Here is a 14,439-nt window from a genome sequence, read left to right on the forward strand (position 1 = left end):
GAGCGGGATGACGAAGCCGGACCAAGAGCTGGGCCGTCGCGAACGCAACAAACTCGAGAAGCAGACACGCATCTTCGACGCCGCTGCCGAACTGTTCGCGGAAAAGGGCTACAGCGCAGTCACAACTCAAGAAATTGCCGACCGCGCCGATGTAGCCGGCGGCACTCTCTTTCGTTACGCCGCAAGCAAAGCCGAGTTGCTGCTCATGGTGTACAACGCGGAATACCGCAAGCAGATCGAATTGGGAGAAGAGCGTGAAGCCAAGTCGACCGGCACAGAAGATCGTGTGCTCGAGCTGGTTTCACCCCTGCTGATCGCAAGTCGCCGAAACGACGAGAACACCGGCATCTACCAACGCGAGGTGTTGTTCGGTGAGCCCAGCGAGTGTTTCCGGGCCGAAGGCCTGAAACTCTCGCAGCGCCTGCAAACGCGGATTGCGCAAATCTTGCACGAGGCACACCCCAACCACACCACCCGAGCAACCACTGCAGCGCGAACGATTTCCAACGTGCTGCACTTCGAAATAGCCCGCGCGGCATTGGACCGGATCACGGCTGACGAACTCACGAACATCGTTGCCGCACAGGTCCGATTGACGCTTGCCGGACTACCCACCGAATAGGATTGAGGATCGAAAATGACTGAACTGAAGCAGATCACCGTTCTGGGTACCGGAGTTCTCGGCTCACAGATCGCCTATCAGACCGCCTATCACGGCTTCGACGTCGTCGCGTACGACATCAACGCCGAGGTCATCGAAAAGGCCAAGGCTCGGTTCGACTCGTTGGCCGCGGCCTACAAGGCCGAGAACGTCGAGGGTGCCAAGGAAGGCAAGGCTGACGAAGCGCTGCAACGTATTACGTACTCGTACGATCTAGGCGAAGCCGTCGCCAAGGCCGACCTGGTCATCGAGGCAATTCCCGAGGACATCGCCATCAAGCGCGACACCTACGAGAAGCTTGCCACGGTTGCTCCTGAGCACACGGTGTTCGCTACCAACTCCTCGACGCTGCTGCCGAGCGATCTCAAGGAGTTCACCGGCCGCCCCGAGAAGTTCCTCGCACTGCACTTCGCAAATCACGTGTGGGTCAACAACACTGCCGAGGTCATGGGCACCGAGTCCACCGACCCCGCCGTGTACCGCGAGGTCGTCGAGTTCGCGAAGAACATCGGCATGGTGCCGATCGAACTCAAGAAGGAGAAGGCGGGCTACGTACTCAACTCGCTCCTGGTCCCGCTCCTCAACGCGGCCTCCGACCTGCTGATCGACGGCATCGCCGATCCCGACATGGTCGACAAGACGTGGCGTATCGGCACCGGAGCCCCGTTCGGCCCCTTCCAGATCATGGACGTCGTCGGGTTGACCACCGTCTACAACATCTCCTCCCAGGGCGGCGAGAAGCAGCGCGAATTCGCCGACTACATCAAGAAGAACTACATCGACGAGGGCAAGCTCGGCGTTGCTGTCGGCGAGGGCTTCTACAACTACAAGGGCTGATCAACTGCAAGGCTGATCAACTGCAGGGCTGATCAACCAACCGGCTCACCGCGCGGTGGTTACGACGTGAATTCACGTGGTAGCCACCGCGCGGATGTCTGTTGTCAGTAAGTCCGAAACCACCCTGAGCGATTGTGACGCAAGCTTCTTCACGTGCGAACCCATCATCAGGAGAGATCCCCACATGCGTCGTTCCGCCATCTCGGCACTCACAACACTGGCACTGCTCGGCGCCGGAACATTGGTCAGCACTCCCGCTGTCGCCGCTCCCCTCGCGTGTGGCGGAATCTCCACCGGTTCGTTCTCAGGCTCCGCCGGCGGATCGGAGTACCTGTGCGCCAAGGAAGGTGATCTCCTGGACGTGCGCATCGGCGACGTTCACGCGACACAACCGTCCCTCGGCTACGACGAGGTGTACTACAAGCTCGGGCGATACACGCTCGGAAAAGACACGATCAACAAGAAGTTCGACGACTGGTGTGAGGCGAACGGCCAGATCCAGGCCGCGACCGCTACTGCGGCGTCGACGCTGAAGGACCCGTCGTCCTTCACCTGCCAGATTCCAGTGGGTCAGGAAACCGCCGAGAGCATCGCGCCCATGAAGACCGTGGTCGTCGGACCCCGCGGCGATCTCTACCTGACCGACGGTCACCACACCCTCACGTCCTTCATCGAGACGGCCGACGGCGGTCCCGACCTTCACGTGCGACTGCGGGTTCTCGGCAACCTCAGCGGCTTGAGTGAAGGTGCCTTCTGGACCGAGATGGAGAAGAACAAGTGGGTCTGGTCGCGTGACGTCGACGGAAACCAGGTACCGGTCCAGGCTCTGCCGAAGAGCGTCGGCCTGGCCAACTTCGCCGACGACAAGTACCGCAGCTTGATGTACTTCTCCCGCGACATCGGATTCGCCGCAGGCACGATTCCGTTCCAGGAGTTCTACTGGGGCGCCTGGGTCCGCGACACCGCGCCCATCGACCTCACCAACTGGAATCGCGATGATCTCTCCAGCTACCTGGGCACCGTGAAGTCGGTGACCAAAGCACAGACAGCGTTGACGGGCGATGCCGTCGTCGACAGCGGATTCACTGCCACCGATCTTGGCGTCCTGTCGGCCTGGAACGACGGCAAAGCCGAGTCCAAGGGCGAGTTCGCAAAGCTGTCCAAGCCGTACACAGACGACAAGCCGGGCAAGATCGCCTACGCACTTGCCTACAAAGCAACCCTCTGACCTGCTCAGATCCAAGTCACACCAAGTAGACTTGACTAAGGTAAGCCTCTACTCAGTAGTCTGATCCCATTCGGGTGCCGCTTCATCGAAGCAGCGACGCCCTGCCCTGACGGAATACATGCCGTCGTATCTGCCCGGTCGAACAATCTCCGGGCAACCAGGACAGGGAGAAGGTTGCTGCAGTGAGCACGTCCATCGTCGGTTTGTACGACCCCTCAGATGACAAGAGCAGTTGCGGGGTCGGGTTCATCACGCGCAAGGACGGCGTGCAGACCCACGATGTCCTGATCAAGGGGCGAGAAGCACTCTGCTCGGTACCGCACCGCGGCGGTATGTCTTCCGAGGGCGTCGGCGACGGCGGCGGTGTCTCGGTTGACCTCTCCCTCCGGTTCTTCCGCAAGGTCACCGGGCGCTCAGATCTCCGCGCCGGCCGCTTCTGCGTCGGCAACTTCTTCCTTCCGGACAACGATGCTCAGCATGCTCGTGCAGCCGCTCTGGTGGAACGCGAACTTCTGGACCGAGGCTTCACCACCCTCGCTGTGCGCAACGTGCCGGTCGACGACTCGGCGATTCGGCCGGCAGCCATCGCGCATCAGCTTCCGATCAGGCAGTGGATTTTCGAGGTCCCCACTCCGCGTCCCGAGCCTGCGGTTGTCGATCGCCTCGTGCACGAAGCTCTGCTCGCCATCGAAGCCATCGCGTACAACACCCCTGCACTACGCGGTTTGTACCCACTGTCCCTCAGCGCGAGGACTCAGGTTCTCAAGGGCCGCTTGAACTCCGACGAAGTGATCCCGTACTTCCGCGACCTGGTCGACCCCGATCACGCTGTCCACACGATGTACTTCCACACGCGGTTCTCGACCAACACGGACCCGCATCCCACGATGGCGCAGCCGTTCCGGTTCATGGCTCACAACGGAGAACTGAACACGGACAAGAAGAATCGGCTCTCCGAAGCTGCTGTCGCCAGTGCAAAACGACGTGCGATCGTCCGTCCGCCCGGCCAGTCCGACAGTTGCCGACTCGATCAGACCCTGGAAGCACGCGTCATCGAGGACAGTGTCGACCTGGTGACGGCTGTGGTCTCGATGATGCCGCCGGCCTGGGAAAACGACACCACTCTCTCCCCCGCAGTGCGTGCGATGTTCGAGTACTTCTCGCTGTACGAGGAGAAGAACGACGGACCGGCAGCGCTGGTGTTCGGCGACGGCACCATCATCGGTGCGCGCCTGGATCGCCTCGGTCTGCGTCCACTACGCACGATCGAGACGCACGACTACGTGTGCGCATTCTCCGAAGCCGGACAGATCGCGTTCGCACCCGAGACGGTGATTCACCGTGGCCGCGTCGAGGCCGGCGGAATGTTGTACTTCGATCATCGAGACCGCCATACCTACACTGCCCGCGAAGCTCTGGAAAAGATTGCCGCTCAGCGCGACTACCAGTCGTTGCTGGAGCAATCGCGAATCCTGATCGAAGACATTCCCACCGTGCCAGCGGAGAAAGTCAGCTCCCCGACCCGCTACAACGGCACCTTCGAGGTTCATCAGCGCTACATGGCGTACTCCCTGGATCAGGAAAGTTTCAAATTCCTGATGGATCCGATGCTCACGCACGGAGCCGAAAAGGTCTCCGCCATGGGTTACGGCAACGCCATCAACGCATTCAGCGACCGCGAAGGCGGCGTGGCTCGTTACTTTTCGCAGCGATTCGCCCAGGTCACCAACCCTCCCCTCGACAGCATCCGGGAAGCGGACGGTATGACTCTCAGGGTTGCATTGGGTGCGAAGATGTCCCCCGGACAGGGCAAGCAGATCGTCATCGCCTCGCCGATCCTCGGGCACCTGGACATGCTCAAGATCCGCGAACAGAACCACACTCCGCACCGCCGCTTCGAAATGCTCTACCCCGCCGAGGGTGACGCGCAGGCAATGGTCGACGCGATGACCGCGCTCGGCAACGCTGTTGTAGCCTTCGCGGCCGAACAGGGCGGAATCGCAGTCCTGACCGACCGCCACGTATCTCACGAGCGCGCAACACTTCCCGCGATCATGGTCGTCGGAGCATTGAACCAACGCCTCATCGACGCGGGCCTGCGATTGCGCGTCTCTCTCATCGTCGAGAGCGGCCAGATCGAGTCCTCACACCACGTTGCGGCCGCACTCGGTTTCGGCGCTTCCGCCGTCTACCCGCTGTCCGTTCAGTTGAGAGCCGAGGAGAAGTTCGCCGCTGACCCGGACGCCGCGTTCCGACGCTTCGCGAAGGCCGCCGAGAAGTCCCTGATGAAGACGATGGGACGCGTCGGTCTGTGCACCGTCGAAAGCTACATCGGCGGAGAATTTTTCGAACCCAACTTCCTCGACACTTCCGACCCTGTTCTGCGCCAGTGGTTCCCCAACATGAAGTCACCGGTGGGTGGCGTCGGTTTCGACACCGTCGCGGTGACCTCGAAGCAGTGGCACGAGCGTGCGAGCGCAGTCGGGGGCGAGAAGGATCTGCCACTGCTCGGCCTGTTCAAGGAGCGTGCAGACGGCGCAGGGCATTCGTTCGGTACCACCGCGGTCCGTAAGTACGTCGAACTCACCGAAGAGAAGATCGCATTCGACAGTCCCTCCGGAACAGAACAATTCGAGGCTCTACGTCTACTGCCGCTCGGACGGCTCGACGACGCCTTCCGCCTCGACGCCGGGGCATACCGGGCGACGAGCTTCGACCGGTTGACCACCGAGCAGATCGACGACTTCGACATCACCGCCGGGTACCGGGACTTTTCCACTGTCATGGCTGCGGAACGATCGCGTCGTCCCGCCGCGTTGCGCGATGTCATCTCCGTGCCCGGTGATGTCACATTTGCGGTGACGACAGCCGAGTTCACCGACCAGATCAGCCGATTCTCGGTGCGCGGCAATAAGACGATCGTGATGCGTGGAATCCGGTGTGAATCTGCCGCGGACGGCCGGTACACACTTAGCCTGGACGGTCCACTGGCCGACGACACCGCTCGGGTGGTAGCACTCGGCGATGCTCTTTCCGTCGCCTTTGCCGACGACGTCACCATCGAGGCCACCGACCCGGATCTGGTGCTGAATGCAACCGGTATTGCGGCAGAGTTCCTTTCCAAGCTGAGGGTCGCACCGGCAGGTGTACCTCTCTCCGAGGTACAGAGTGCAAGCGACATCACCCCGAAGTTGGCGTCGGGTGCCATGAGCCATGGCGCACTGAACGCTCCGGCGCACGAAGCCGTCGCGCACGGCACGAACATGGTCGGTGCGATGTCCAACAGCGGCGAAGGCGGCGAACACCTTTCGCGCTACGACACGATTCGTGCATCGCGCATCAAGCAGTTTGCATCCGGACGCTTCGGAATCTGGGCGGGCTACCTCGCCGATCCGATGCTCGAAGAGATCGAGATCAAACTCGGCCAAGGCGCAAAACCCGGTGAGGGCGGGCAGCTTCCGGCCGCCAAGGTCACCGTCGACATCGCTGCCGCCCGCGGCGGAACGCCCGGGGTCGAACTGGTTTCGCCGCCGCCTCACCACGACACGTACTCCATCGAGGACCTCGCTCAGCTCATCCACGACTGCAAGGCAGCTCGCATTCGGGTGATCGTGAAGTTGGTGTCCTCGGAAGGAATCGGCACCATCGCCGTCGGTGTCGCCAAGGCCGGCGCCGACGTCATCAACGTCGCCGGAAATACCGGTGGCACCGGCGCAGCTTCGGTGACCAGCCTCAAATACGCGGGTCGTGCGGCCGAGGTCGGTATCGCGGAGGTCCATCAAGCTCTGTGTGCCAACGGCCTTCGCCAGAAAGTCGTTCTGCGATGCTCGGGCGCGCATCAGACCGGCAGCGACATCATCACTTCCGCCCTACTCGGCGCAGACAGCTTCGAGTTCGGTACGTCGGCGCTGATGATGATGGGCTGCGTCATGGCCAAGAACTGCAACATCAAGTGCCCCGCCGGTCTGACCACCAACCCGGAACTGTTCGACGGCGATCCCCGCGCGATGGCGCAGTACCTTCTCAACATCGCTCACGAAACTCGGGAACTGCTCGCGAATCTGGGAATGCGGTCCCTTCAGGAAGCGCGGGGTCGAACGGATCTCCTGCATCTGCTCGATCACCCGTCTATTGTCGGCAATCTGAAGCTGGACGCGATGTTCGAGTCCGCCCCGGACATCACCATCGACAATCCTGTGTACCTCGAACGTGAGTACGCGCTCGACGAGAAGATCATGGACGAGGTTCGTACGGTGTTCTTCAACCGTGGCGAGGCCTCGGTCGCCGTGTCCGGACCTGAATTCGCCGAAGGTGCACTGCACCTGGGTAACCGGAACAAGAGCGTCGGTGGTCAGTTGGCGATCGACCTCGAACGCGAACTCAACTACGGAGCGCCCGGCCTTCTCGCTCCGGGAGTACTGACCGACGAGCGCGGGCGACGGTATCTGGCGCCGGGCAGCGTGCGCGTCCTGACGACCGGATCTGCGGGCCTGTCGTTCGGCGCATTCTGCAACGACGGCATGCACCTGGAACACACCGGGACATGTAACGACGGCGTAGGAAAGAGCATGAGCGGCGGCGTGATTGCCGTGCGCAGCCCAGGCGGCGGCTCCAGTGACGCCGGTGGCAACGTGTTGATCGGCAACTTCGCGCTCTTCGGCGCCACCGGTGGACGAGTGTTCGTCGAAGGTGAAGCAGGCGATCGCTTCGCAGTTCGCAACTCCGGCGCCAGTGCTGTCGTCGAAGGTGTCGGAGACTTCGCCGGCGAGTACATGACCAACGGTGCTGTCGTGAATCTCGGCGAGTTCGGCAAGGGTGTCGGCAACGGCATGAGTGGTGGCTTCTTCTACCAGTACGACCCTCGTGGCGAATTGGCACTGCGAGCAAGTACCGATTCCGTACTGCTGGGTTCGATCACCGCTGCGACCGACCCTCTTGCCGCCGTCCACAACCACGCAGTACAACTCCTGCTCGAACTGCATGTGGAGGCAACGGGATCCGCGCTCGGAACCCGACTGCTCGAGAACTGGGAAGTCGAACAGCACTCGTTCGCCTACGCGATGCCCAAGGCACTGATGCTCTACCAGGACAGTGATGCAATCCTGGCTGCGAAGTCGCACAAAGAGCTCCTCGAAGAATTGGCGTCCGCCATCGCAGCACGTCAGGTCCGCACCTTCAAACTCGCAGTGCGCGACGGGCGCCCTGCACTGAACGGAGCAGTCCCAGCCTACGGCGAGACCGATACGGCGACGATGTATGCGCTGCTCAGTGAGTACACCGTGCTTCACTTCGCGCAACAACTCGCCACCGCCCGCACGCCGGGTGCGTCCGGACCCGACGATCCAGCAGTGCAGAAGGCGGCCCGAAACCTGGTGCTGACCGAGGACTTCGCCCTCGTCCAGCACTTGGTCAAGTACTCGAAAGAGATTCTCGCCGGCTACGACGACGAACAGTTGGCTGCGTTGATTGCAGCCAAGCGCGTCGACGACTACAAACAGGCGCTGAGCCTACGCAACGTGTTGGCCATGGACAGCCCGGCGACGTACGGGTGGATTCTGTTTCAAGACAACAAGAATCGGGACAAGCTCGGATCACTGCCGAACTTCGACGAACTGTTCGCTTCGCGCACGATCCCCGACCTGGTGTCCTGACCTCCTCCCCCGAAAGTAGGTGAGCTTCAAATCATGGAAATCCCGTACATCCCCGAATACGCACCGTTCACCGGCGACCAGCGCGCGTGGCTTTCCGGATTCCTGGCCGGTCTACACTCGCGAACTGTCATGTCCGGTCAAACCGGTACTGCAACAGCGACAGTGGAGAGAGCTGCCGGCGCAGCCGTGCACATCCTTTACGGAAGTCAGACCGGCAACGCGGAGTCCTTGGCTGAAGACGCAGCCGCAGCTGCTCGTGCCCACGGTCTCGAACCACTTGTCGCGGGTCTGGACACCGTGGATATCAATGCACTTTCCGCCATGCGCCGGGTGCTCGTCATCACCTCCACCTACGGCGAGGGCGAGATGCCCGACAACGCGCAGCTGTTCTGGGATGCAGTCGAATCCGAGAGTGCGCCCCGGCTGGAGGGTCTCTACTTCGGAGTACTCGCACTCGGTGACACCAGCTACGACGGGTACTGCCAGTCGGGAAAGAACATCGACGCCCGCTTCGAAGCGCTCGGCGGGACCCGGGTTGTCGACCGCACCGATTGCGACGTCGACTACGAGGATCCGGCGGCCGAGTGGATCGTTCGGGCCGTCGCTGCGGTGGCCGGTGTCGACGGTGATGCGGGGGCCGCTGCCTCGCCGGTTGCGCCCGCTCAGACGAAGACCAAGTCCCAGTGGACTCGCAAGAACCCCTATCCTGCAACCGTCCTCGCCAACCGGCTGTTGTCCGGCGAGGACTCTGCCAAGGAAGTCCGCCACTTCACCTTTGCGCTCGGCGAGGACGGTCTGGACTACGAGGCCGGAGATGGATTGGGCATCCGCCCGATCAACGACCCTGCCCTCGTCGAGGCGATCATCCATCAGCTCGGTGTCAGCGGCGATTATGTGGTTACCGCGAAAGACGGCTCGTCCGCACCGTTGGACCAGGTGTTGACCAGCGACTACGAGATCTCCATTCCCTCGCGCGATTTGATCGAAGACATCGCCCGACGCAGCGGCGACGCCGAACTGCAGCATATTCTCGACACGGAAGATCGGGAAGCGCTCGATGCGTGGCTGTGGGGCAAGGACGTTCTCGATCTCCTCCAGTTGGACAACAGCATTCGCCTCAATCCCGAGGATCTGCTTACACTTCTTCGCCCGCTGCAACATCGGGTCTATTCGATCTCCTCCAGCCCGCTGGCCCACGACGGCACCGTCCATCTGACGGTAGCGAGTGTGCGCTACCGCTCGGGCGAGCGGGACCGCGGCGGCGTCTGCTCGACGTACCTGGCGGACCGCGTAGGCGAGGGCGATCGGGTCGGAGTTTTTGTCTCCAAGAACAATTCGTTCCGCCTACCAGCCGATGACGCTGTTCCCGTCGTGATGATCGGCCCCGGAACCGGCATCGCACCCTTCCGCGCTTTCCTGCACGAGCGTCGCGCGCGCAACGCGTCGGGGCAGAATTGGCTGTTCTTCGGCGATCAGCATCAGTCGAGCGACTTCATCTACGAGGACGAGTTGAACGGGCTGACCCGTGACGGTGTCCTGACTCGCCTCGATCTGGCCTTCTCGCGCGATCAGTCCGAGAAGATCTACGTCCAGACTCGTATGCGCGAGCAGGGCCGAGACTTGTTCGACTGGCTCGAAAACGGTGCGCACGTGTACGTCTGCGGCGACGCCACTCGGATGGCAAAGGACGTCGACGACGCATTGCACGAGGTCGTCGCCGAGCACGGTGGGTTGGATGCGGACGCCGCCGAGGATTACTTCAACAACCTCAAACGATCGAAGCGGTACCTAAGGGATGTCTACTGAGATGTGCCCGCACCGTGGCGAATGTCGTTGCGCAGCTTTGGCACGCATGTCGGACCTGGACGCACTGCTTGCGCGTCCGGGGTTCCGTGGTGGACTGATCGACACCGCACCTGACGTAGTCGGCAAAATGTTGCCGCTCTTGGACGACACGGTAGCAATCACCGTCGCAGGCCCGGTGGCTGTCAACGACTCGGGCAAGTACTCCGTTCCGACAGTTCCCGGCGATCCGTTGGTCTGCGCGCCCGGGCTCGTCGCTCTACGTTTGAACGTTGTCTCCCTCGGCTCGGTGGTGACCACTGACGCAGAGCAGCACCTACCGCCGACGCTCCGCATGTTCGACATCCACGGATCAAGTTCACACACCACGTATTTGACCCCGGCCTCGGATCGTCTCGCCTTCGAAGCGATGCGAACTGCGCCGAGCACTGCGAGGGAAACAAGCCCTCCCATCCAGACATCGAATACGCCCGCATTCTGGGCCGAAGCCGATCAGCTGACACAGCTCGACTTCATCCTCGCGGACGGCGGCAGCGAACGTCGTAGCGGCCTGGTCGCTCTGGGCGCCCTCGGTTACCGGCGAGTCGATCCTCACCTCATGGCTGCCGGGATGGAGCACCTGTCCTACTACCAACTGCCCGTCACGACCGTCGTCGCCGGGAACGGATGCCTGCAGATCCACCGTGGTGACCTCGACGCCGCAGCCATGTTCGGGGGGACGCTGACTTTGGCGTCCGACACCTGCCGGACGATGATCGACCTGAATGGTGTCTCGGAGTGCTGGCTGACCCTCACCCACGGCGTTCACGGCCTGACCAGCTCGATCGAGATGTACGACTTCCGCCGCAAATGCGTGGCAGTCTTCACCCAAACGGGTCCAACCGAACCCGCAGTCATGGGCGTGTGGGAAGACGTCATGAGTTCCATCTCGGCCGCATCCTGACACCGACGGATGCTGGGCAAGTGTAAGAAATCGGCGTACGGCGATAACCACATGGAGCCATCGACCCCTAACCTTAGGTCTCGGTCATTTGTCGTGCCTGCACCCTGAAGCTGATTCAAGGAGTTATCCATGCCCCGCCCTCTCGTCGAACCGTCGCTGGTCCCGGCCTTGCGCCCGGCGCTGCCTGCATTGGCTGCCGGGGTCGTCGCGGCCGCAGCGTCGGGGGTCGCGATGCTCGGGGCGCTCTGGTGCGTCGTGCAACTCATCGGTGAACCGTCGATGAGCTGGGCCGGGTGGGCATGTGCGCTATGGCTCGTGGGCGTCGCGCTCGCTGCCACATCGTCGTGGCTCTCGCACCACGCGGAATCGCTTTTCGAGGCAAGGGTTCGCCGCCAACTCGCAGCCCACCTCGTTCGCCTACCGGCAAGCACGCTGTCCCGCTACAGCGGAGACGCGCTGAGGAGGCTCGTTTCGGACGACATCTCGGCGCTGCACCATATGACTGCGCACCTACCGGCCGAGTTCGCCACACTCATCGTGGTCCCCGCGGTCACGATCGCGGCGTTGGTTGCCTCAGCCGGCCCCGTGGCGCTTCTCGCTCTGGCTCCCGGCATCGTGGCAGCTCTGTTCTACCTGGTCGTGATCCCCCGAATGGCCGCTCGGCACAGCGCCGAAAGTGCAGATGTCATGGGCGACATCGTGACTGCCGTGGACGACTATGCCCGCGGCATCCGCGTCTGCCGGATCTACGGCGCGCAGACCGGCGCTGCCACCGACTATGCAGAATCGACAGCACGGTTCACCCGGGGAATGCAGGAGCGCGTTCGACTCGTGGCTACCCCTGCGGCCGTCGCCGTTGCCCTCATGCAGGCGACGGCGACGTTCGCGATCGCCTATGCCGTCGGATATCACTGGGATGCAACGACGTTGGCCGCCACCATTCTCTTCAGCCTCGCAATCGTGACACCGGCCCTGCGACTCGGGCACGGCCTCGACTACGTCGCGGCTGGACGCTCTGCTGCGGTCCGGCTCGCCACTACCCTGAACGAACCCACTCTCCCTGCCGGTGAAGCACTCACCGTTCCGGCGGCGAGTCCGTCCGACCACCTGGAGATCGTCGACCTGACTGTCACGATCGCGGACCGCAGAGTCGTCGACGGCGTCACGCATGCATTCCGCCCAGCCGCGATCACTGCGATCACGGGACCGAGTGGAGCGGGCAAGTCGACGCTCCTGAAAGCATTGGCCGGCTTCGAGATCCCGGAACTGGGTACCGTCCGCTACGCAGGTCGTAGCATCACCGCGATCGACGAGAACCTGCGGCCACAGTCCGTTCTGCTCACACCCCAGGGCGCAGACGTGTTACCTGCCACGGTGCGCGAGAACATCGCGCTGGCCGCCCCCGATGCAACGGACGCGGAATACACCGCCGCACTACGCCGGGCACAGATCGACGTCAGCCTCGACGCCCACGCCACTTCACTCTCCGGAGGAGAACGTCAGCGCGTCGGGATCGCTCGGGTGTTCCTCTCGCCCGCAGCAGTACTGCTGCTCGACGAGCCGACCAGTGCACTCGACGATCGGACAGCGGCAGAACTGCTGAAAGAATTGCGGCACCTCGCGCACTTCGAAGGAAAGACGGTCGTGATCGTCACCCACGACCCCGCTCTTGCAGACGATGCCGACGATCGACTCGACCTCGGCGGTCGAAACGTGAATGACGCCGCCTCGCACAATGCAGCCCTGACTGGAGCCGAATAATGAACAGCGCCAATGCAGCCCGACGACGCTTGATCACCATCGGACTCGGTTGGGTGTCCGTCGCTGTCCTCGAAGCGATCGCGTTCACCACCCTCGCGCTCTCGATCGCTGATCACCGGTCGCCGGTCCTCGTCCTGGCCACGGCCACCATCGCTCTCTTCGTGACCGTCCTGGTCTCACGGGGCGGTTACTTCACCGGGGCTCGACTCGTCGGCGATCTCTACGACGCTCTCGGCGACGCCTTCGCCCGTGCGAAACTGTCCTGGTTCACCGACGACAACCGGGCACTGCTCGCCACCGTCGCCGGGCGCGGAATCCCGTCGCTGATGAGTGTTCCCGCGCACCAACTTCAGACCTTCCTGGTTGCACCGCTGATCCCGCTGCTCCTGCTTCCTGGGATCGCGGTCGTCGCGGGGCCAGGCGTCATGCTGCTCGTCGGTGGACTGCTCGCCGTGTCGCTCGTCGCTCAGACGCTGGCCCAACGTGCGCTCAGCCGAGCGGACGAGCGCCGACACGAAGCCGAGCTCGCAGCAACTCAGTCGACACTCGAGCTCACCGACCACCTCGAATTACTGCGCACAGCAGCCGGTCCCACACGTTCCGTCGAACGAATCGAGCGAAGCTGGCGGAATCAGGAAGCCGCGCTTGCACGGACAAATCTCGCCGCGGCACCAGCGACATTCATCTCGGCGATCGCCACCATTGTGCCGCTGGCAGGTGCAGTGATTTTCCTCGCCGCCACCGGATTCGACGATCCCGCAGCCGCTCTCGCGCTTGTCATCCTCACCGCCCGCGCCGCTGCGCCGCTCGACGAACTCGCCCTGGCCGGAATCGGAGTCAACGAGCTGCGCGCGACGGTTCGCGACTACCGCACAGCGACTTCGGCTCCCGCACTGGCCGAGCCCGCACCCCGGGACGCCGCGCGCCCTGTTGGAACGGACATCGAGGTCGCCGGGGTAGACCACGCTCCGGTTCTGCGCGGCATCACCGCGAAGATCCCCGCGGGTGAGCGAGTTCTCGTCGCAGGACGCTCAGGTACGGGGAAAAGCACACTTCTCGGGCTGCTCATGCGCTTCGACGATCCTGACCAAGGCAGCGTCACTCTGGGCGGAGTTTCATTGCGCGACTTGCCCTACGACGCTCTGGCGGCACATATCGGCTACGTGCCGCAGGACCCACTCGTGTTCTCGGGCACCCTCGGCGAGAACATCGGACTGGGAAGACCGGGCGCTACCGAAATCGAGATCGAGGACGCCGCCAGGCGCGCTGCCCTCGGCGCCGTTCTCGACCGCTCGACGCTCGGCATTCATCAGGACATCGGACACCAGGGTGCCGCTCTCTCCGGTGGCGAACGTCAGCGGGTGGCGATCGCTCGCGCCTTCCTCAAAGACGCTCCCGTCCTGGTTCTCGACGAAGCCACCTCGGCCCTCGACGAGGCCACCGAGCGCCGTATCGCCGGCGCCGTGCGGGAATTGGCGGCCACCGTCTTCGTCGTCACCCACCGCGACCCCGCCATCTGGGAGCCCACCCGCACGATCACCCTCTGACATCGCAT

8 protein-coding genes are annotated in these 14,439 nt (G+C 63.0%); all 8 read left to right on the forward strand.

Going from position 1 to position 14,439, the window contains the following annotated elements:
- The first annotated feature begins 7 nt into the window (after window positions 1-7).
- The 8 genes from RhoBH5_RS10040 to RhoBH5_RS10075 all read left to right on the forward strand — a co-directional run bounded on the left by RhoBH5_RS10040 (window position 8) and on the right by RhoBH5_RS10075 (window position 14,431).
- Complete coding sequence (locus tag RhoBH5_RS10040) at window positions 8-622, forward strand: TetR/AcrR family transcriptional regulator (RefSeq protein WP_270008215.1); 615 nt, start codon at window positions 8-10, stop codon at window positions 620-622.
- Between the two features lie 15 nt (window positions 623-637).
- Window positions 638-1,498, forward strand: a complete 861-nt coding sequence (locus RhoBH5_RS10045; protein WP_030536170.1) for a 3-hydroxyacyl-CoA dehydrogenase — start codon at window positions 638-640, stop codon at window positions 1,496-1,498.
- A gap of 184 nt (window positions 1,499-1,682) precedes the next feature.
- Entirely contained in the window at window positions 1,683-2,726 is a 1,044-nt protein-coding gene (locus RhoBH5_RS10050; protein WP_270008216.1) for a ParB/Srx family N-terminal domain-containing protein, read from the forward strand.
- Between the two features lie 182 nt (window positions 2,727-2,908).
- A complete protein-coding gene (locus RhoBH5_RS10055; protein WP_270008217.1) occupies window positions 2,909-8,377 on the forward strand; it encodes a glutamate synthase-related protein in 5,469 nt (1,822 codons plus the stop codon).
- A 33-nt stretch (window positions 8,378-8,410) separates the two neighbouring features.
- Window positions 8,411-10,183 carry a sulfite reductase subunit alpha gene (locus RhoBH5_RS10060; RefSeq protein ID WP_270008218.1) on the forward strand — a complete coding sequence of 591 codons (1,773 nt, stop codon included), beginning with the start codon at window positions 8,411-8,413 and terminating at the stop codon, window positions 10,181-10,183.
- 46 nt (window positions 10,184-10,229) lie between these two features.
- Complete coding sequence (locus RhoBH5_RS10065) at window positions 10,230-11,123, forward strand: hypothetical protein (RefSeq protein ID WP_270008219.1); 894 nt, start codon at window positions 10,230-10,232, stop codon at window positions 11,121-11,123.
- Window positions 11,124-11,252: 129 nt separating this feature from the next.
- Window positions 11,253-12,884: an ATP-binding cassette domain-containing protein gene (locus tag RhoBH5_RS10070; protein ID WP_270008220.1), complete on the forward strand. Its 1,632-nt coding sequence runs from the start codon at window positions 11,253-11,255 to the stop codon at window positions 12,882-12,884.
- Entirely contained in the window at window positions 12,884-14,431 is a 1,548-nt protein-coding gene (locus tag RhoBH5_RS10075) for an ATP-binding cassette domain-containing protein (RefSeq protein WP_270008221.1), read from the forward strand. Before RhoBH5_RS10070 ends, RhoBH5_RS10075 begins: the two co-directional genes overlap by 1 nt.
- The last annotated feature ends 8 nt before the right edge of the window (window positions 14,432-14,439 follow it).

Source organism: Rhodococcus sp. BH5 (assembly GCF_027583855.1).
GTDB classification, from domain to species: Bacteria; Actinomycetota; Actinomycetes; order Mycobacteriales; family Mycobacteriaceae; genus Rhodococcus_F; species Rhodococcus_F qingshengii.

What these genes read in the sequence shown, in the direction of transcription:
- RhoBH5_RS10040 (WP_270008215.1), top strand. Translation starts at nt 8, where the DNA reads ATGACGAAGCCGGACCAAGAGCTGGGCCGTCGCGAACGCAACAAACTC.
- RhoBH5_RS10045 (WP_030536170.1), top strand. Translation starts at nt 638, where the DNA reads ATGACTGAACTGAAGCAGATCACCGTTCTGGGTACCGGAGTTCTCGGC.
- RhoBH5_RS10050 (WP_270008216.1), top strand. Translation starts at nt 1,683, where the DNA reads ATGCGTCGTTCCGCCATCTCGGCACTCACAACACTGGCACTGCTCGGC.
- RhoBH5_RS10075 (WP_270008221.1), top strand. Translation starts at nt 12,884, where the DNA reads ATGAACAGCGCCAATGCAGCCCGACGACGCTTGATCACCATCGGACTC.
- RhoBH5_RS10060 (WP_270008218.1), top strand. Translation starts at nt 8,411, where the DNA reads ATGGAAATCCCGTACATCCCCGAATACGCACCGTTCACCGGCGACCAG.
- RhoBH5_RS10065 (WP_270008219.1), top strand. Translation starts at nt 10,230, where the DNA reads ATGTCGGACCTGGACGCACTGCTTGCGCGTCCGGGGTTCCGTGGTGGA.
- RhoBH5_RS10070 (WP_270008220.1), top strand. Translation starts at nt 11,253, where the DNA reads ATGCCCCGCCCTCTCGTCGAACCGTCGCTGGTCCCGGCCTTGCGCCCG.